Source organism: Terriglobia bacterium (assembly GCA_032252755.1).
GTDB lineage: Bacteria > Acidobacteriota > Terriglobia > Terriglobales > Acidobacteriaceae > JAVUPY01.
Window position 1 is genome coordinate 30,231 of the sequence record JAVUPY010000073.1, and the last position, 19,421, is coordinate 49,651.

The 19,421-nt window shown below is 56.2% G+C and carries 13 protein-coding genes; 8 read left to right on the plus strand and 5 right to left on the minus strand.

What is annotated here, in order from left to right; genetic code table 11:
- Positions 1 to 2: 2 nt before the first annotated feature.
- Together ROO76_18995 and ROO76_19000 are read right to left on the minus strand one after the other, a co-directional pair.
- Positions 3 to 725 (minus strand): sigma-70 family RNA polymerase sigma factor, encoded by a 723-nt coding sequence (locus tag ROO76_18995; GenBank protein ID MDT8070260.1) that lies wholly within the window; start codon positions 723 to 725, stop codon positions 3 to 5.
- 257 nt (positions 726 to 982) lie between these two features.
- Positions 983 to 1,627: a hypothetical protein gene (locus tag ROO76_19000; protein ID MDT8070261.1), complete on the minus strand. Its 645-nt coding sequence runs from the start codon at positions 1,625 to 1,627 to the stop codon at positions 983 to 985.
- A 300-nt stretch (positions 1,628 to 1,927) separates the two neighbouring features.
- On the opposite strand from ROO76_19000, the gene ROO76_19005 reads away from it, so the two are divergent.
- Positions 1,928 to 3,133, plus strand: a complete 1,206-nt coding sequence (locus tag ROO76_19005; protein ID MDT8070262.1) for an alkaline phosphatase family protein — start codon at positions 1,928 to 1,930, stop codon at positions 3,131 to 3,133.
- Between the two features lie 66 nt (positions 3,134 to 3,199).
- On the opposite strand, the gene ROO76_19010 is transcribed toward ROO76_19005, so the two are convergent.
- Both ROO76_19010 and ROO76_19015 read right to left on the minus strand, forming a co-directional pair.
- Complete coding sequence (locus ROO76_19010) at positions 3,200 to 3,637, minus strand: hypothetical protein (GenBank protein MDT8070263.1); 438 nt, start codon at positions 3,635 to 3,637, stop codon at positions 3,200 to 3,202.
- A gap of 409 nt (positions 3,638 to 4,046) precedes the next feature.
- Positions 4,047 to 4,982 carry an ROK family protein gene (locus tag ROO76_19015; protein MDT8070264.1) on the minus strand — a complete coding sequence of 312 codons (936 nt, stop codon included), beginning with the start codon at positions 4,980 to 4,982 and terminating at the stop codon, positions 4,047 to 4,049.
- A 345-nt stretch (positions 4,983 to 5,327) separates the two neighbouring features.
- On the opposite strand from ROO76_19015, the gene ROO76_19020 reads away from it, so the two are divergent.
- The 5 genes from ROO76_19020 to ROO76_19040 all read left to right on the plus strand — a co-directional run bounded on the left by ROO76_19020 (position 5,328) and on the right by ROO76_19040 (position 15,987).
- On the plus strand, positions 5,328 to 8,549 hold the full coding sequence (locus ROO76_19020) for a carboxypeptidase regulatory-like domain-containing protein (GenBank protein ID MDT8070265.1): 3,222 nt from the start codon (positions 5,328 to 5,330) through the stop codon (positions 8,547 to 8,549).
- Positions 8,550 to 8,667: 118 nt separating this feature from the next.
- Positions 8,668 to 10,416 carry a class I mannose-6-phosphate isomerase gene (locus ROO76_19025; GenBank protein MDT8070266.1) on the plus strand — a complete coding sequence of 583 codons (1,749 nt, stop codon included), beginning with the start codon at positions 8,668 to 8,670 and terminating at the stop codon, positions 10,414 to 10,416.
- Positions 10,417 to 10,439: 23 nt separating this feature from the next.
- Positions 10,440 to 13,973 carry a polysaccharide lyase family protein gene (locus ROO76_19030; GenBank protein MDT8070267.1) on the plus strand — a complete coding sequence of 1,178 codons (3,534 nt, stop codon included), beginning with the start codon at positions 10,440 to 10,442 and terminating at the stop codon, positions 13,971 to 13,973.
- Positions 13,974 to 14,037: 64 nt separating this feature from the next.
- On the plus strand, positions 14,038 to 15,054 hold the full coding sequence (locus ROO76_19035) for an L-rhamnose/proton symporter RhaT (protein MDT8070268.1): 1,017 nt from the start codon (positions 14,038 to 14,040) through the stop codon (positions 15,052 to 15,054).
- Between the two features lie 45 nt (positions 15,055 to 15,099).
- Complete coding sequence (locus ROO76_19040) at positions 15,100 to 15,987, plus strand: alpha/beta hydrolase family protein (GenBank protein MDT8070269.1); 888 nt, start codon at positions 15,100 to 15,102, stop codon at positions 15,985 to 15,987.
- 193 nt (positions 15,988 to 16,180) lie between these two features.
- On the opposite strand, the gene ROO76_19045 is transcribed toward ROO76_19040, so the two are convergent.
- Positions 16,181 to 17,608: a tetratricopeptide repeat protein gene (locus tag ROO76_19045; GenBank protein MDT8070270.1), complete on the minus strand. Its 1,428-nt coding sequence runs from the start codon at positions 17,606 to 17,608 to the stop codon at positions 16,181 to 16,183.
- Positions 17,609 to 17,704: 96 nt separating this feature from the next.
- Between ROO76_19045 and ROO76_19050 the strand changes: the two genes are divergently transcribed.
- Both ROO76_19050 and ROO76_19055 read left to right on the plus strand, forming a co-directional pair.
- Positions 17,705 to 18,172 (plus strand): hypothetical protein, encoded by a 468-nt coding sequence (locus ROO76_19050; protein ID MDT8070271.1) that lies wholly within the window; start codon positions 17,705 to 17,707, stop codon positions 18,170 to 18,172.
- Positions 18,173 to 18,423: 251 nt separating this feature from the next.
- Entirely contained in the window at positions 18,424 to 19,266 is an 843-nt protein-coding gene (locus tag ROO76_19055; GenBank protein MDT8070272.1) for a 4Fe-4S binding protein, read from the plus strand.
- Positions 19,267 to 19,421 lie beyond the last annotated feature (155 nt).

The window sequence follows — 19,421 nt, forward strand, 5'->3', positions numbered from 1 at the left end:
CTTTACTGTGACCTCCCGATCACCTTGGCAACCGAGGTGGCGCGGTTCCCGGGTTCGGCCTCGACTTTCTTTACACCAACCTTCAATCCCAACTCAGGCCCGATCTCGCGGGCGTAGCGTTCTAACCGCCGGCGCAGAGCATCGCGACCACGAACCAGCCGCGACTTGACGGTACCGAGCGAAACATTCAGCACTTCGGCGATCTGCTCGTACGACATCTCCTCGATATCGCGCAGGACGACGGTCGTGCGGTACGGCTCGGGCAACTGCTTCAGTTCCGCTTCCACGCGGCTACGCACTTCTTCGTGAAGCACGGTATCCAATGGCGATTCGGAGCCGTCGGTCAAGGTATCACGGATTGCCAGCGCACCCTGTTCGTCAGCCTGGCGCTCTGCCGCAGGTTCGATCGAGGTCTCACGAACCTTGTGCCGGAACCACCAGCGGCGGCGATTTGAAGCCTCATGAACGGCGATACGGTAAATCCAGGTCTTCAGGCTTGATTCACCATGGAAGCGATTTATTCCCCGGAATACCTTGAGGAAAACTTCCTGGGTCGTGTCAGGCGCGTCAGCCGGGTCGTCGAGAATTCGGTAGACCAAGCTGTAAATCGGCTGATGATATTGAGCGATTAACCAGGCGTAGGCCTCCTCCGATCCCGCTTGCAGTTCGGCGATGATCGAGGCCTCTTCGGTGTGTACACCGATGGCGCCGGCGAGTTCACTCACTGAGGTTGCTCCAGCTACGGCTTTCACCGTGCTACCCCCATCTTAGAACCGATCCACCTGAGCAAACAACTTCCAGTTGTAACGCTTCTATTCTCGCCAATAAGCCTCTGGATGCCGGCGAAACAACAGGTCGCTAACTTGCTGATCTATATGCCCCTGCGGACATCCACTGCTATAGACTCCACAGGCACTGGCTAAGTTCCCTGATTTGGGCCTCGATGACCGGAAAATCACTGTTACTAAGGTGCCAACACGGCTCAATGCTGAGGCTTGGCGGGCGGCTTCGGTACCACTTTTCTGGGTTTTGTTTTTCTGGTCTTTGGGGGAGCGTTGTCGTCGATGATGATCTTCTTGGGGGGGGCGGAAACCTCTGCATGTCGAATTGCCTGTACCTGACTGCGGAGTTGGACCAATTCGGATTGATTTTGCGCGGTCAACTGGTCGAGACGGTCGCCCAAGTCATGTCTCACCTGATCGATCGCAGACAATGGTTGGGTCAACATCTCGTATTGATCCTTGGGACCGAAAGCACCAGCTGATTCCGCGACGTTGGAGAGCACGTCATAGAGCGCGTTCAAGTTCCGATATAGCTTGAAATTGGCATTTAAATCCTGCGGATTCTGACGGATCTTGCTTGTCAGTTCGGGAATTGCATACGCAAGATTTTTCTGCAGCGAGTCCCTGTTCGCCTGTGCCTGCTGCTTCTGGTCGGAATTGGTCTTCCATTTGTCGATGCGCAAGCGGCCCAGGGCACCGTTGGCATCGAGGGCGGCACGCTCCAGTTGAGTGAGCATGTTCCCGAGATGGACATCCATGGGCGGAGCAGGTTGCAGGGGTAAGTTCTGTCCGACTAGAGCGACGCTCATCATGAGCAAAACGGCAGTCAGGGCAAGTTTCTTCATCAGTTCGCCTCGTTCATCAACAATTTCGAAGTAATAGCGCTGCTAAGCTGGTTGGATGCCACTTCAGACTACAGGGTAATTGTACTGGCTTACAAATTGCGTGGGCTGTGCCAATTGGCGCAAAGTGAGAATCCCGGTTCTCGGTTTGAGTAGTACCTTTCGCATTCCTGAGTCGTTGTTCGAAAATTTCGATCGCCTAGCAAACCGCAGCTTCTTACCCGCATCTCTCGTAGGTGGTCCTGTGATGATGCGGCGTTGCCCTTTGCCCGAATTAGAACTGCGGGATTTTCCTTGAAGATAATGAATAGAAATCTACGGTCAGGCCTTCTCAGTGCTGCTTTCGCGGTCTTTACTCTCCTGTGCTCCTCTTGCCGCGGTCCCCTGGACGTTCAGAGCGGCGGCTCAGGGAATGCGTTTGGCGGAGGTGACCCCAATGTCGCCACTAATTCGCCTATCAAGCACGTGATAGTAGTCGTATTCCAGAACAGCTCGTTCGATCACCTGTTCGGCCATTACACGCCACCGAGCGGTCAAATGATCGAAGTCGCCAATTCGGGGTCGCCGGGCTGGTCGGAGACTGATGCGAATGGGAATGTGGTGACGCCCACGCTGCGTACGGACCCCAATTCCACGGACATGCCGCACGGTCATGAAGCGTATGTCGCGTCATACAACAATGGGGCCATGGACGGCTTTGCTGCTGCTGAAGGCGAGCAGGCGATGCAGTACTACGATCAGACCGTTTCCGGCGTCGATGTTTTTTACAACTACGCCAGCCAGTACGCGCTGGCGGACCATTACTTCTCGTCAGCGCTGACTAGCGCTCCGGCGCAGATGTTTTACATGGTTTCGGCAACCGACAACGATATTTACTACAGCACGTACCCGGTTTATGGGCCTTGTACGCAACCGGACGCCGCGGCAACGCCCAACACTTCGCCGAACGTGGGCGACGAGATGAGCCAGCATAAAGTTGGCTGGACTTGGTTCCAGGAAGCGTACGGCCAGTGCGGCAATTACGTTCCGCAGGAAAATCCGTTTCAATATTTCACGAGCACGCAAAATGGATCGCACATCCAGGACCTGTCCGTCTTCTACGCGCAATTGCAGAGTGGCGAGATTCCCTCGGTTTCTTTCATCCAGATGGCGCCGGCTCACAGTGGACACCCGGGGTCGAGTTCGATTACGGCAGCTGCGACCTGGTTCGATCAATTCGTAAAACAGGTGCAGGGTTCCAGTGAATGGAACAGTACGGCGATCATCGCGATCTGGGATGAGGGTGGTGGTTGGTACGACCACGTCGCGCCGCCGCAGATCGACTCGCAAGGGCTCGGGATCCGAGTGCCGATGATCCTGGTCTCACGGTATGCGAAGAAGGGAATCGTGTACCACAACGTCGCGGATCACACTTCCATTCTGAAGTTCATTCAATGGAATTGGAATCTGCCGTCATTGAACTCGCGGAACGAGCGGTTGGATGACCTGCGAGGAATGTTTACGTTCTGACGTAAACTAACTCACCTCGTGGCTTGCAAAAGGAAAATCTCCTGAGTGGATCGCTTGCTCGTTGCCTCAGAACATAACTTTGCCGGCTATGCGCACTGCCGCGACATTGGTCGAGACAGAGGGGATCAGCCTTTTTGTTCCCTCCGGCGAGCGTGGGCCTGGCGCCATGAAATGGTAAAACATCAGAAGGCCAACGAACACCAGCAGCAAGAATCCGAGTACCGCGCCGAGTACGTAAACAACTGGGCCAAGGTGCCGGGGAACCACTGAACTTGGGTTGAGGTTGGTGTCGTACCGGAAGTCGTGCGTGGGGTCCTCACCGTGCTCGACGCGAGCCTCCCGCGGACAACCATCGTAAGTTTCCCATCCGGGAAAGCGGCTCTTCCATGCCTTGTCACCTGCACGTACGGCACCGGTGTCGGTCCGCTCCTCCGGTTCCCCCGGCGTGGCTGGACGCCTTGGCGGACCACTCTCAAACTCGCTTTCGCGCTTCGGAATTGTCATAAGAAGTGGGATGCGGTCGGGGCTCCAGAGGTGCTATTCGCGCCAGGAACCGTCGTTTGTCCGGGAACCTTCGCGAGACACTCAGGAGAGGAGCGGCACATCTGGCGGAACCAGCGTCCCAGTTTCGGATGTTACCCCCGTCAATGGGTGCTTCAAGGTAACCCAGATGGTGCCAGACACCTTCGACACCTTGTTGGCCGCAAGGATTCTTTCTATTGTTGCCAACAATTGGGGGAGGGTATGTTTCCTGTTTTGATCGTGCTAGTGCTGGTTGTTATAGGTTGTTTCCTGGTCGGGACGGTGACAGACCGTCCGCTGGACTACATTCCGCGATAAATCAGTCGGACCAAAGGAGCTAAAGTCGAAAGCCCGCGAGATCGAGCCTGGACTCTCGACTTTCCGCTTGGGACTAGCTCTCGCTCAGCAAAGGTATGGCGCCAAGCAGGGCCGCATTGTTTCCCAGTTCGGCCGCGCGTACTTTCACTTTGCCCCACGGCGTCCATGCATGCTTCTGCACGTACGTTTCGACATACGGGATGATGATGTCGGCACTCTTCATCACTCCGCCGCCAATGACGATGATCTCGGGATCAAACGAATGAACTAATCCTACAGCGTCGGCGGCCCAGATATTCAGGCAACGGTCACGAATTGCAGTGGCAATTTTGTCGCCCAGGTTTGCTTCTTCGAAAAGCTCTTTGAATCCGACCACGGGATGTTGCGCCAGTGCGCTTCCCGAAATTCCCGGCCAATCCTTGACGACAAACGGTAACGACCATCCTGCGGCTTCGGCTTCCGCACATCCAATTGCGCCGCAGTTGCACGCGCGGCCGTTGAAGACCGCCGGAATGTGACCGCCGAGGCAGCCAGCCTGCCCGTGCTTTCCGCGCAGCAGTTTACCTTCAATCATGGCGACCCCGCCGATTCCGGTTCCGAGTGTCATCATCACTGCATCTTCGTAACCGCGAGCGGCGCCGGCATAAACCTCCCCGAGCAGGGCCATGCGCGCGTCATTCTCGAGACGCAGAGGAATGTCGAAGGTGTCGTGGCTCCAGCCGTTCAGGTCAAAGCCGAGCGCGTCAGGATATTTTTCGTTCGTCGACAATACCTGGCCGATTCGGCCGTCGATCAGAGCCGCCATTCCGACGCCAATCCCCGCACAGTCTTTGAAATCGAGGGAAGCAGATTTCAGGAGAGAGCGGAAAGTATCTGCAATTCTGGGCAGAACAGCAATCAGACTCTTTGCGCGATCGGTGTCGATGGTTTCGTGGGCGAGAATCTGACGGTCATCTACGAGACCGCAAGTTGCGTGTGTTCCTCCAAAGTCTATGGCGAGTGCCTTCATTAAATGCTCCGAATAGTAGTACGAGATCTGCCGACAAAAGCAGCGTTCTGTTCCAGACGTGTGAAGCACGGCCAGAATACACTTGTGCTCTCAAGCAGCCATATTTGATTCATTCCGAACCAGCCACAAAGACAGCCGAAAATGAGGTTCGTCCTTCGGTGGCGCAGAGCGGCCTCATCAGTTCCAATGAACTCCCCCGCGGAGGGGCATAAAGAAAGAAATTAAGATCGTTTAGGCTATAAAAGCAACAAAAAAAGATTGACTTCGCACATGCGGAGCACTAGCATGCAGCCGGGGTTCCAGGTGCGATCCGTTCTATGCCCTGGAAGGGAAATGAGACGAGAAATGATGCACACGAAACAAAATGCGCAGCTTCGAGGCTCAATACGAATATTGCGCCTCGCCGCCGTTCTGAGCTTGTTCTGCTTCTTGTTCACATTGCCAGTTTTCGCGCAGTTCGATACCGGCACAATTGCTGGAACAGTCCATGATCCGTCAGGCGCGGTGGTGACAAACGCCGCAGTTACGGTTACGAATATCGGAACTGGCCTGACGAAAACTCTGCACACCGACAGCGACGGTAATTTCGTGGCATCCGCACTCCCGTTCGGCAATTACGTTATCTCGGCGACGTCGAGCGGGTTCACGGAGTCGAAAAGCCAGCAGATCGTTTTGAACGTGGGTGCCACCGTGCACGTGAAGTTGACGATGGCGGTAGCGGCCGCGACCACAAACGTGGTGGTCACGGGAACGGCAACAACGGTCGACACGGCGTCGAGTACCTCGGGCACGACGCTCAATGCCGAGCAGGTTTCCAACCTGCCGATCAACGGCAGAGACGTAAGCAGCTTCCTCAACATTGCACCTGGGTCGATTAACTCGACAGGCTTCTTCCAGGGAAGTGTCAACGGTATTGAGAACATCTTCACCGGGCTGAATGTCACCGTGGACGGCCAGAGTGCAACGCGTGGTGACATTAACGGGTTCCTCGCGACAGAGGGTCAAGAGGCTGCCCGCGTGACACGTTCCAGCCTCGACAGCATCCAGGAGATTGATTTCAACAACAGCGGCTACACGGCGGAGACCGGCCACTCGCTCGGTCCGCAGATGAATATCATCACCAAGGCCGGCACCAACGAATTTCACGGAACGCTGTTTGAGTTCTTCCGCAACAACGCGCTGGATGCGCGAGACTATTTCGATACTGGCGCGAAACAGCAACCGCTGCGGTTGAACCAGTTTGGCGGCAACGTTGGCGGCCCGATCGTGAAGAACAAATTCTTCTTCTTCGCGAACTATGAGGGCGTGCGGCAGACGATTAACCGTATTCTGCCTTTCAACGAAACCCTCAGCCAGCATGCTCGTTCCAATCTTGCTGACTTCGTGCCGAATTTCGGCACGCCCGGTTTTGATGGAGGGCCAAACCTGCTGAAGCCGGTCCTGCTGAGCCAGTTGATGCCGCTTCCCGTCAACTGCATGGGCGACCCGGCGCCCGTCCCATGTCAGGTCAAGGACGGCAACGGCAATGTCATTCCCGAACTGGTCTATGCACCCGTAAGTTTACCAACCACTCTGCGGGAAGACACTGGATCACTCCGGCTCGACTACAACGCGTCGGACAACGACCGAATCTTCTTCCGCTACAACATCAGCGATTCTTTGACGGTCTACACATCCGGCCCGAACGTTGGCCAGGTTTCGCCCCAGAAGCTTCGCAACCAACTGGGGAAAATCGACTATACGCGCACGTTCAGCTCGACACTGCTGAACCAGCTCAGCCTCTCGGTGACTCGCTTCTATTCCGATACCAACTCGAGTACTTCAGATCCGAATGCGGCTGTCACAGGAACACCGCTTGTCGGCTTCTCGGGATTCTTCACGGATCTCGGTTCGTTGCCCGGTCCCAATTCGTTCAACCAAATCACGCCGTACACCCAGTATGAGTTGTTCGACAATGTGACCAAGGTGATCGGAACCCATTCGCTGAAGGTCGGCGCGCAGATTCGTCTCAACCGCTTCAACGAGTCACTCCGGCCGCAACAGACTTACAGCTTCGGTAGTTTTAGCGATCTCGAAAACAATGTTCCGTTCGTCCTGCAGAAGATCGGCTTCCCCGGTTCTGTCGGAATCAGGAATTCCAACTGGGATTTCTATGTCCAGGACGATTGGCGCGTGACGCGTAAGCTGACGCTGAATATTGGTCTGCGCTACGACTACAACACCGTTTGGCGCGAACGGAAGAACCAGATTGCTAACTTCGATCCTGCAACCCAGACGATTCTTCCAAATACCCAGGCTCCTTACAACGCGCCGAAGTCGGATTTCGCGCCGCGCCTGGGGTTCTCCTTCGATCCATTCGGCACCGGCAAGACCGTAATTCACGGATACGGCGGTCTCTTCTATATGCCGATGTACCTCAGCTTCAACTTGACATCGAATATCCCTGACCTCGCCAGCTATAACGCCGACCTCTTCCACGCAATTGGATTCTACCCAAACCCGACTTTCTCGGTTGCGTATCCGTCGCCAAACCCCCCGCTGGTAGCCGGAACACAGAACGTCTATGCATTCCCGCGGAACCCGAAAGACCCTTACTCAACCAACTGGATGTTCGGAATCCAGCAAGAGGTCGCGAAGGATACGGTCCTGACGATCAATTACACCGGCAACAAGACGCAGCATATGCAGGCTGGTGTCTCGTTCGCTCAGATCAACCTGAATCCGGCAAACCCGTTTACACAGGCGCGCCCGCATTCGGAGTTCGCGAATGAGGCCTTTCTCGATGACATTCTGTCTTCCAGGTACAACGCCTTGCAGGTGCAATTGCGGCACAACCTCGGAAATCTACAGCTAGAAGCGAACTACACCTGGTCTCACGAATTCGACGACCTGGTGAACGTGTTCGCTCCCGGCGGCAGTTTCTCCAATCCATTCGATCCCAATTCGGATTGGGGCAGCGGTGACATCGATGTACGTCATAACCTGACCGCCAGCATGGTCTACAACTTGCCGGAACTGAAGGACCGCAACATGTTGATGCGCGGAGTACTGGGCGGATGGCAGACATCCAACGTCATCCAGACTCGCTCGGGGCTTCCGGTGAACGTCACCCTGGTCGGCGGCTTCTTTGGCAATGCGGAGCGTCCGAATCTCGTCCCGGGTCAGAATCCCATCGCGCCTGGCGGCACTTGGCAAAACGGGATGTACAGCACCGCTGCATTCACCCCACCACCCGGGTACGACGGAACGCCTGGTGAGAACCTTGGAAACGTTCCTCGCAATTACCTTCGCGGCCCTGCATTTTTCCAGTGGGACTGGTCGGGCATGAAGAACTTCCCGATCAGGGAGAAAGCGAAGCTCCAGTTCCGGGTCGACCTGTTCAACATTCTGAACCATCCGAATTTCAGCAGTCCTGACGGTGGCATCTGCAAGAGCTTTGCCCCGGGCAACTGCGTTCCCAACGACAAGTTCGGCGTAGTCTCATCGACCGTAGCGGGCGCCTCGCAGGGCATGATCGGAAACGGAACGGCGCGTCAGACGCAGTTGTCGCTGAAGGTCATCTTCTAAGTGGATCGGAAGCCGGCGGCGGTGAAGATGCCGTCGCCGGCCAATTCCTTCACGAAGATGGTTCGCTGGACGAAAGTGATGTTTCTTCGCACGTGCGAACGCGGAGTTCCGAGGGGAAATGTCCAAGTCGAATTACGATAAGCATCCCGTAGTGCGGGTTTCCAATTCGAGAGAGGGCTGTGAAGTTGGTTGGGCGGCAATTGCGCAGCGGCTCAAGTCGAGAGTTCGGCCCGGGCGGTTCATCGTTTGTGCCGAGTGTTATCCCGGCTGTTTCGAAGAGGAGATTGAGCGGGAACTGGCGCGGGCGCTGAGCCCCTTACAAGTGATTCGCGCCAGGCAATGCTATCTGCAGGAAGATGCGATCCGCGTGGTAACCGAGCACGATCTCGGGGACGACCCTGTCTTCGGGTTCCTGAACCATTTTGTAATCTCCGATTTTTTCGACGAAGGTGAAGTTGCCAGTGCGCGGTCGAAACTGGACCAGGCAGCCGGACTGGTGCTGGTCATCGGTACCGGCGCAGGTTTCATCGCCGAGAATTGGGACATGCTGGTTTATTGCGATATGGCGCGGTGGGAGATCCAGTTGCGCCAGCGCGCGGGGGAGATTTCAAATCTCGGCCTCAACAACTCCGACGAGCGTGCGTCGCTGAAGTATAAGCGCGGATATTTCGTTGACTGGCGCGTCGCCGACCGGCTAAAGAAGTCGCTTCTGCCGCAAATCGATTTTCTGTTGGATACGGACGATCGCACGACGCCGAAGATGATTTCGGGCGCCGAGGTGTTGCACGGCCTGAAGATAGCGGCGCACCAGCCTTTTCGAGTGGTGCCGTTCTTCGACCCCGGTCCATGGGGTGGGCAGTGGATGAAAGAGGTCTGCGATCTTCCGCGCGAGGCCGAAAATTACGCCTGGTGCTTCGATTGCGTTCCGGAAGAGAACAGCCTCATGCTGGGTTTCGGCGACGTTGCAGTTGAAATCCCGTCGATTGATGTCGTATTCCGTCATCCGCGCGAGTTGCTTGGCGATGCGGTGCACGCGCGCTTCGGCACTGAATTCCCGATCCGGTTCGATTTTCTCGACACAATGGACGGCGGCAACCTGTCGTTCCAGGTGCATCCGTTGACGGAATACATCCAGGACAACTTTGGAATTCACTACACGCAGGACGAAAGCTATTACCTGCTCGACGCCAAAGAAGATGCGACCGTTTATCTCGGGTTGAAGGAAGGGATCGATCGGAAGCAGATGACGGCAGATTTGCGCGACGCGCAGTGGGGCGGGATAGACTTCGACGCCGAGAAGTACGTGAACAAGTGGCCAGCGAAGAAGCACGACCATTTTCTTATTCCCGCCGGAACACCGCACTGCTCAGGCAAGAACAGCATGGTGCTGGAGATTAGTGCGACTCCGTACATCTTCACGTTCAAAATGTGGGATTGGGGACGCATGGGGCTTGACGGACTGCCGCGACCGATTCATCTCGAGCACGCGCTGCAAAATCTCCAGTGGGATCGCACTACCGAGTGGGTTCGAACGAACCTCGTTAACCAGGTTGAGCCAGTGGAGCAAGGCGACGGCTGGTGCGAAGAACGCACGGGTCTGCACGAACGCGAGTTCATTGAGACGCGACGGCATTGGTTTACCAAGCCGGTTCTGCACTCCACGAATGGAGGCGTCAACGTGCTGAACCTGTGTGAAGGAAGGGAAGCCGTCGTTGAGAGCCCGACCGGCGCATTCCCGCCGCTGGTTGTCCATTACGCGGAGACGTTTATCATTCCCGCAGTGGTGGGCGAGTACACGATTCGCCCGCATGGGTCGTCAGAAGGAAAGTGCGCGACCGTCAAGGCTTCCGTTCGTACGAACTTCTGATTTCCGAGAAGTTGAAGCGATATATGAAGACTCCAAAGAGCTGGGCTTTGTTGGCAGTCGCGGTTGTTCTCTCGTCGTTCTCATTGCGCGCAGGCGCGCAAGAATCAGGCTCGCAACTGGTGTGGCGCGTCGGCGAGTTCAACGACTCTTCCGGCGAGTTTCGCAGCCAGGGCATCGATTACGCCAACCCGAAGAACGATCCTGTCTACATCGTCGGCAAGAGCACCGACCAGGACTGGCTGCGCTTCCAGCCAGGCCCGGCGAACGGGATGACGGGGGGAAGGCTTCATCCGTTCACGATTCGGTTCAACCTGAAGGCCGAGCCGCGCGGAGTGTATCTCCTGAAGATCGCGATGCTGTACGAGACGCCGAGACTCTCATACCTGAAGCTGAGTGTAAATGGGCATGCAGGGTTCTTTTACTTCCATCCGAAACTGGATTTCGCCGCCGGAGACTGGGAAGGGACGTTCGTTCCACAAACGTCAGCAGATACGAAGGCGATTTCGATTCCCGCGAACTGGCTGAAGCAGGGCGAGAACGAGCTTGTCCTTACAGCAATGGATGATCCGCCAACGAAACAAAACTCCCTGGGAGCAATAGCGCCGGGACATACGGGGATTGTTTATGACGCGCTGGAACTCACGAATGCGCCTTCCGGGAAATACGATCGCGGTCACTTTTCGGCACTGATCGAGCCGACGATCTTCTATCAGCAGAAGGACGGGTTGAAGGAGTTAGTGAATGTGTTCGCCGATTTCGGGGCGCTTCCCGCGGACAGCACGGTAACCCTGGCGATCGGGAAAACCAAGATACGACAGGAAGTGCGCGCCAACGAAGAATTCGGTGAAAGGAAGCTTGCGTTCCTGATTCCGGAGTGGATAGGGAAGACCACCGCAACGGTGCACGTGAGCGGTTCGGGTTTGAGCCGAACTGTGCGTGCGGAGGTAACTCCGGCGAAGAAGTGGACGGTGTTCATCGTTCCGCACGAGCATCTCGATATCGGATTTACCGACTACGTCGCGAAAGTGGCGGAGTTGCAGTCGCAGTCGGTGGATGACGCGATGAATGTGATCCAGAAAGTACCGGATTTTCGCTGGACGCTCGATGGGTCGTGGGTAGCGAAACAATACATCGCCGGGCGATCGCCGGAGGCGCAGCAGCGATTCTTTGAGTCGGTGCGCAAAGGCGACGTCGTGATTCCGCCGGAATTTGCGAATCAGCACACTGGCAATGCGTCGCTCGAAGGGCTGATTCGTACGTTCTATGACAGCCATCAGCTTGCGTTGAAGCACGATCTGCCACAACCGGAAGCGGCGCAGACGGTGGACGTGCCTTCGTATACGTGGGCGTTTGCGTCAGTTCTGCATGATGCGGGGATCAAGTACTTCCTGGGTGCGAGCAATAGCTGGCGGGCGCCGATCATGCTACTCGGGCGGTGGAACGAGAAGTCTCCGTTCTACTGGGAAGGGCCGGACGGCGGACGCGTCCTGATGTGGTATTCGCGCGCGTATCTGCAGATGCATACGTTGTTCGGCGGGCCGTGGCGGATGGAGGCAGTTGAGGATTCGCTCCCGGTTTTCCTGCAGGCGTACACACGTCCGGATTACACGGCGAACAGTACCATCATCTTTGGCTCGCAATTGGAGAACACGCCCTTCGCGAAAGAGCAGGCGGAGTTACCCGCGACGTGGAACGCGCAGTATGCATATCCGCACCTGGAATTCGGGACGGTGCAGAGCGCGATGTCGCAGATAGAGAAGGAGGCCGGCGGGAAATTCCCTGTCTACCGCGGCGACTTCGGTCCGTACTGGGAAGACGGCTACGGGTCGGACGCGAAGTACACGGCGATGCATCGTGCGAACCAGGAGAGAATTCTGACGGCGGAGAAGATGTCGGTGCTGCCGACAATCTTCTCCCCGATCCTGCGGCCGGATCGCTCGCTGCTGAAGAGGGCGTGGGAAAACGAGTTGCTTTATGACGAACACACATGGACCTACGTCGGTGCGACCTCGCAACCGGAGAACAAGCAGAGCGAAGAGCAGATAGCACTGAAGGAATCGCGGGTGCGGGAGGCGAAGAAAGAGATCGATGAATCGATCCAGAGGAGCTTCGCGCAACTGGGCGGGTTCCTGTCGCCGCCGCAGAATTCGCTGATGGTCTTCAATCCATTGGGTTGGGAACGTAGTGGAATGGTTGATGTCGATCTTCAGGATGGGATGGAGATTTTCGACAATACAACGAACAACGCCGTGCCTTACCAAGTCCTGTTTGTCGGGAAGGGAATCGAGTTGCCGGGATTCGGCAAGGGATACAAGCGAGTTCGCTTCCAGGCCAGTGATGTTCCCGCGTTGGGTTACAAGCTGTATTCGTTCAGGCCAGAAGAGCAGAAACCGGCGGAGGTCGGGACTGTCACAGATCGGAATGTGCTGGAGAATCGGTATTATCGTGTGGCGCTCGATGCTGCGTCGGGCGCGATCACCAGCATTTTCGACAAGCAGCTTGGTAAGGAACTCGTCGACCAGAAGAGTCCGTACAAGTTTGGCAGCTATCTCTACGTTACGGGCGGAGACGATATTCCGAACAACAGTCTGTACCGTTTTGGCGCGGGATTGAACCCGCCGAAGCTTACGGTCCATCCGGCAGAACACGGCAAGCTTGTTGATGTTAAACAGACGCCGTTTGGAATCGTTGCTACACTCGAATCATCTTCGGTGAACACGCCTCGAATTCGTACTGAGATTACGCTTTATAACAATGCGAAGAAGATCGAGATCCGCTACGACCTGCACAAGAATCGCGTACTGACACGCGAGTCCGCTTATATTGCGTTTCCGGCGGAGATCGTGACTCCTTCCTTCACTTATGGGAACCAGATCGGGTGGGTGAATCCGGCAAAGGATGAATTACCGGGTGGTAGCCGGGAGTGGTACGTGGCGCGGCATTGGGCGAACGTCAGTGATGCCGGAGTTTCCATGACTATCGTTCCGGTCGATGCACCGCTGGTTGCATTCGGTGACATCGTTCGTGGCAACTGGCCGGCAGAATTCAAGCCGAAAAGCAGCACGGTGTTCTCATGGCTGATGAACAATTACTGGGGAACGAATTTCCCGGCGTGGCAGGGCGGTGATTACACTTTCAGATACGTGATCACCAGTGGCACGAGTCCGAAACCGGTGGAAGCCGAGCGTTTCGGCACAGAGGCCATGACGCCGCTGGAGACCACGGAATTACCCGCGAGTATTGGACCATCGCAATTGCCACTCACAGAGGCTGGATTAGTAGAAATTGACAATCCGAAAGTCGCCATCTCAACCTGGAAAATGGCTGAGGATGGAAAGGGCACAGTGCTGCGCCTGCAGGAGACATCGGGTACTGTTTGTCCCCACGTGTGGATTCGTAGTGATTACTTCAAGTTTGCTCACGTATGGAGGGCCACTGCGCTCGAAGACAAACTTGAAGAAATCCCAATCCGCGATGGTGGGGATATCGAGTTGTCGCTGCAACCGTTCGAGACGCTGACATTGCGAGTGGAAACGGTGATTCCGCCCTCGACGTAAATGACAAGCGAGGTTCTGCTCGATATGTATGCTAAGGCCAGTTAGCTCGCTAAGGAGGATTCCCATGCCGGATGCAACGGCTGGCATTTTGTTGTTGATCGTCGCTGGGGTGATGAACGCCAACTTCACTATCCCGATGAAGTTCACGAAAAAGTGGGCGTGGGAAAACACATGGGCGGTGTGGAGCGTCTACGCGCTGCTCCTTCTGCCGCCGCTGGCCGCATATCTCACGGTGCCGAGTCTCGGGACGGTGTATGCGCAGGCGGGAGCGCGAGCGGTCACGCTGGTTGCGTTGTGCGGGTTCGCGTGGGGGATTGCGCAGGTACTATTCGGGTTGGCGGTTGACTCGATTGGCGTGGCGCTGGCGTTTGCGATCGTGCTCGGGCTTTCGGCGGCGATCGGCAGCTTGATTCCGCTGATCCAATTGCATCCGGACAAGATCTTTACTCCTGCGGGACTAGGTGTCATCGCAGGCGTGATCCTCGTGGTAGCGGGAGTGGCGGTTTGTGCCATTGCAGGGAAGAAGCGAGAGAAAACCGCTGGAACTGAGCGCCACAGCAAGATGTCTTTCGGAACGGGATTGGCCTGCGCGATTCTCAGTGGGCTTGGTGCGGCGGCGATGAACTTCGGCGTTGCATTCGGTGGCGCGCTCAGCAGCGCGGCCAGTTCAGCCGGGGCGAGTCATAACTGGACGATCAATGCAGTGTGGTTTCCGTTGATGGTCGCCGGGGCGGTTCCGAACGTTCTGTATTGCGTTTACCTGATGCGAAAAAATCACACCGGCGGAAACTTTTCGGTTTCGGGCAGCAGTTCGTACTGGGTTCTTGCGCTGGTGATGGCGCTGTTCTGGTTTGTCAGCACAATTATGTATGGTGTCGCGAGCAACAAGCTTGGGGAACTTGGACCCGTTCTCGGATGGCCATTCTTTATGTCCCTGATCGTCATTGTGGCGAGCGTAATGGGTTGGCTTACCGGCGAGTGGAAGAATGCCGGTAAGACTCCGGTTCGGTTGCAGATAACGGGAGTTGCGATCCTGGTAATCGCGGTCGTGGTATTGTCGCGTGCGGGACAGTATGTGTGATTCGATCTTGCAACAGCCAACCACGAAGGAGCACTGAGATTTGCGATGAGGAATCGAGCAGCGATTGTAGCAGTTCTGGTGATGGGACTTGCTGGGAGTGTATTTGCGCAGGAGGAGAGCACCGCGAGTTTGGAACCGAGTCAGGCGATTGCGTCCGAGTCGCGGATGCAGGATCGCGTGTTCCAGAGCGACTCGCTGGGTCGGCAGATGCACTATCGGATCTTTCTTCCGAAGGGATATTTTGAGTCGGATCGATATTATCCGGTGCTTTACCTGCTCCATGGATTTAGCGGCGATTACCAGAACTGGAGCACGCTGACGAACCTGACGCATTACGCGGAAAATGCGCCGATCATCATCGTTATGCCGGATGCGGGCAATTCGTGGTATGTCGATTCGGCGACGGTTCCGCGGGACAAGTTCGAAGAGTACATAGTCAAAGATGTCATACAGGAAGTTGAGCATCATTGGAGAGCGATTCGCGCACCGCATCGGCGGGCGATTGCTGGGCTCTCGATGGGTGGTTATGCGGCGGTGAACTTGGCTCTGAAGCATCCCGGAATTTACAAGATGGCGGGAAGCATCAGCGGGGCGTTCAACGCGGCGTTGCCGGAACTGGAGCAGAGAACGGATCTGAAGGCGAGCCTGGCACAGACATTTGGACCGGCGAACAGTAAAACGCGAGCGGAGAACGACGTATATCGCGAAGCGGCTAATGCCGATCCGCAAAGCACACCTTATTTGTATATCGATTGCGGAAGCGAGGATGTGACGTTTGCCGAACCGAACCGAAGACTCGTCGCGATTCTCGGTCAGAGGAAGATTGCGTTCGAGTATCACGAGTTTCCGGGAGCGCATTCCTGGCAATACTGGGATGAGCGATTGCCGACGCTACTGAAGGTGGTTGAGCGCGAGATTGCTCCGGATATGTGAGACAAGTAGCTCAAAACTTTTCGGAATTGTGAGCTGCCTCAACCCCATTCGCCGATCCCGGGCGGCTAACAACGACGGGGACTGGAGACAGTCCCCTCCTTCTTTGTGGGTGCGGAAAATCTGAGATCGGAGCAGGTAAATGACCCCACCTGCGACAGACGCGCAGACATTGGGGTACCGAAGTTGGATGCGACTAGCTCCTGACGGCTTGTTGCGCGAGCCAGAGGTCAATGTCGAGGCGGTGCAGAGTAAGAATAGAGTCCTTCAATTCTGATGCTGCCTTGTCATTGCCGGCCGCCTGGCAGGCTTTCAGCAGCATGAGCTGAGAAAAGGGATTCCCGGCATCATCCTGCAGTTCAGAGATGGCGTCTTCGTACTTTTTCTGAAAGTAGAGCCAGGCGCCGTTACCGCCTTTCCATGCAGCCTGGATCAAGGGGTCAGGAGACTCCTTGAAGGCTTCCAGTTCGGTGATGGAGCGCTTGGCGAGGGCGGTGTCACCGGCCAGAACAGCAACTCGTACCTTGTGAGCCATGATGCGTGCAAGCAGTTCGTCCTGCTGCGCCTGCGGCATGTTGTGATCCTCGTGAAGTTCGACGATAGCTCGGTCGAAACTGGTGAATGCAGATGACACATCTTTGGCCATGAATGCTTCGGCGAGGATGGCGTTGACGGCGAATGCTATCTGGCCTTCCTTGTGCATTGCGGCGATGAAGGTCTCAAGCTCTTTGTTGGCGGCGTCGAGATTGTTCTCGCGAATGTAGCTGTAGGCCGCCATCTGTCGGCAGACAATCGAAACACTCGGCTCGATCTGCCCGCCGGAACACTTAGCATATTCGGCGCGGGCGCGTTCCTGATCGCCCATCAGGGCGTAGGTGTCGCCCAAGCCCTGCTGAGAGGAATAGAAGGTTGGAAGAATTTTGAGGGCCTCGCGGTAGTGGGTGAGGGCCTCTTCGTAGTGTCCAGACAGGCGCAGGATTTCGGCGTAGGAGTCCTGCGGGTTCGGTTCGTTGGGGATGACATCGGCGTATCGCCTCATGGCTGCGATAGCCTGGACGAACTTGTGCTGGTAGGCGTAAGCGTAGCCGGCTTCGTTCAGGGCCGGTGCGTAATTGGGATCGAGCGCCAGGGCTTTCTCCTGCAGGACGGCAACACGCTCCCACTGGTTCAACGCGGTGCCGTACCACGAGCCAACCTCGTAGAGGACGAACTTGTCTCCGGGATACCTGGAGACGAGGTCATTGGCGGCGGAGATAGCCGCGATCATGTTGGAGCCACCACGAGCGACGACCCAGCGAATCATCAACTGCTCGCCTTCTGAGGCTTTGGGCGCCAGTTCGCTGACCTTCTCGCGCGCGCGTGCGGCAGCTGCGGGTGAAGAGTCGGAGATGGCGATCATTGCCCAGGCCATCGCGAAGTCGGGGTCCGCCTTTACTGCCGAGCGAAATTTGCGCATCGCTTCGTCGAGCCGGAGATTGCCTTGCAACTCGATGCCTTGACGATAGAACCGGAGAGCGGCTGCAGACCTTGAGTGGACGGGTAGCGTAGATTGCGCGTCAGCGCCGAAGCAGGGAATGATTGCGAGCGCTGTCAGGAAAACAGCGAAGCACACCTTGTTCCGCATAATAGGGTGACAATAACAGAGGTCTAAACAATTTGAGGCATTACGGTTGTAACTTGCGTTACCCTCCCCGGGTCGCTGTACCATTGCGGGAAATTCATGACTATTGCCGCCTCAAGACTTACAAAAATGTTCGCCTTCGCGCTTGTGCTCGCCGGTTTGTCCGGCGCGGCATGGGCGAAGGAGGTGGCATTAGTGGTCGCGAGGTCATCGGCGCTGAAAGGCGTGCAATCTGTGGAGGTTGTAAAGGCGTTGAAGACGGCGCCAGCGAAATGGGCGGACGGTAAAGAGATAGTTTTCGTAATAAAAGCACCGGGCTCGAGTGAAACAAAAATCTTCGGCACCAAGCTTCTTAACCAGGCGCTGGAGCAGTTGCCGGCGTTCCTTGCTAATGCCAAGAAGACTTTCATCGTCGTCGCCACGGACGACGAAGTCATCAAAACCGTGAACAGCATGCCGAATGCGATCGGCGTCGTTGATCTCTACTCCATCAACAGCTCCGTAACAGTGCTGAAGATCGACGGCAAACTGCCGCTCGAGCCGGGCTACCTGCTGCATTACAACTAGGGCGCGAGCGGAGCTTCGCCCGAACGCCGGACTCGTAACAACACTCAATTCCGGTTATCACCCGTCAAGGTGACCGGTCTGCTTGTCTTCCGAGAAATGAAAATGCAAAATCGGCGGCATATATAAGAAGGATGTCCCCACGGTTAAGGGCTCAGGGCTCGCTGTCTTCGAAAACATTCATCAACCGAAAACCAGGGCTAACAGGCTCAGGCCATATTTTGTTGTGCGTTGCAGCAGCCAGGAGGCCTAGTATGTGCGAATTCTGCCTGAAGCATGGAGAAGGTAAAAAGTGGTATCTCGAAGCAAAGAACTACTCCGCGGATCTTGCGAGTGATGTCGAGCGGAGGAACCTGCTCAAGATGATGTACGAGAATCCGGAGGCAGTGGGGAAAGCGGTCGGGAAAGCTGAGAGTTTGCAGAAGCTTCCGAAATTCGTGCGCGAGTGGTTCGTGTTCATGATCACGCGGAAGCAGAAGAAGATGCACTACGGGCAGGTGGTGCCGATCGAGGATGTCGAGAAGATTTTCAACCTGACGAACTCGATTGTGCGCGTTGCGTGTTATTGCCGCTACAACACATTGGGCAAGGAGAAGCGATATTGCTACGGAATCAGTGTGTCACCGGAGACCGGCCTGGCCGAGATTCTGGGTACAGTTGTTGAAGGATTCGATGGTGGGCCGTATACGTCGGGCGCGGAAACGCTGACGCGGGAAGAGGCACTGGAGGCTTTTCGCAGACATGAGCGGGAGGGATTGGCGCACACGATCTGGACGTTCGGGACGCCGTTCATCGGCGGCGTCTGCAACTGCGATCGTTCGGATTGCTGGGCGATGCGGTTCACGCTGTCTCGAAATATGCCGATGATGTTTCGAGCAGAGTACGTCGGACAGATTGATCCGGATGTGTGCAACGGGTGTCGTGAATGTATGCGTCAGTGCCAGTTTGGCGCGCTGACGTGGAGCGCGTCGAATAAGAAAGCGGTGATCGATCAGCGCTGGTGCTATGGGTGCGGCGTTTGCCGGGCGGTGTGCAAGGAGAATGCGATCGCGCTGGTCGATCGGGCGCAGGTTCCTGTGGCGGCGAATTTGTGGTGAGGAAAGAGATCGGACAGACCCACATCTGCTAACCGCGGCAGATGCGGGGTACCCACGAGACGGTACCCTCCAGCCGAACAGCCCGCTCTCGCGCTGAAATGCCACTCGAAGGTAGAGCCCGTGAGTGAATGAAGTTTCTTTTCACGCGGTATTCC

Bases quoted from the DNA above. Each gene is read 5' to 3' on its own strand.
- ROO76_19015 (MDT8070264.1), bottom strand. From the start codon at position 4,982: ATGAAGGCACTCGCCATAGACTTTGGAGGAACACACGCAACTTGCGGT.
- ROO76_19050 (MDT8070271.1), top strand. From the start codon at position 17,705: ATGACTATTGCCGCCTCAAGACTTACAAAAATGTTCGCCTTCGCGCTT.
- ROO76_19000 (MDT8070261.1), bottom strand. From the start codon at position 1,627: ATGAAGAAACTTGCCCTGACTGCCGTTTTGCTCATGATGAGCGTCGCT.
- ROO76_19055 (MDT8070272.1), top strand. From the start codon at position 18,424: ATGTGCGAATTCTGCCTGAAGCATGGAGAAGGTAAAAAGTGGTATCTC.
- ROO76_19035 (MDT8070268.1), top strand. From the start codon at position 14,038: ATGCCGGATGCAACGGCTGGCATTTTGTTGTTGATCGTCGCTGGGGTG.
- ROO76_19030 (MDT8070267.1), top strand. From the start codon at position 10,440: ATGAAGACTCCAAAGAGCTGGGCTTTGTTGGCAGTCGCGGTTGTTCTC.
- ROO76_19045 (MDT8070270.1), bottom strand. From the start codon at position 17,608: ATGCGGAACAAGGTGTGCTTCGCTGTTTTCCTGACAGCGCTCGCAATC.
- ROO76_19040 (MDT8070269.1), top strand. From the start codon at position 15,100: ATGAGGAATCGAGCAGCGATTGTAGCAGTTCTGGTGATGGGACTTGCT.
- ROO76_19005 (MDT8070262.1), top strand. From the start codon at position 1,928: ATGAATAGAAATCTACGGTCAGGCCTTCTCAGTGCTGCTTTCGCGGTC.
- ROO76_19020 (MDT8070265.1), top strand. From the start codon at position 5,328: ATGATGCACACGAAACAAAATGCGCAGCTTCGAGGCTCAATACGAATA.
- ROO76_19025 (MDT8070266.1), top strand. From the start codon at position 8,668: ATGTCCAAGTCGAATTACGATAAGCATCCCGTAGTGCGGGTTTCCAAT.
- ROO76_19010 (MDT8070263.1), bottom strand. From the start codon at position 3,637: ATGACAATTCCGAAGCGCGAAAGCGAGTTTGAGAGTGGTCCGCCAAGG.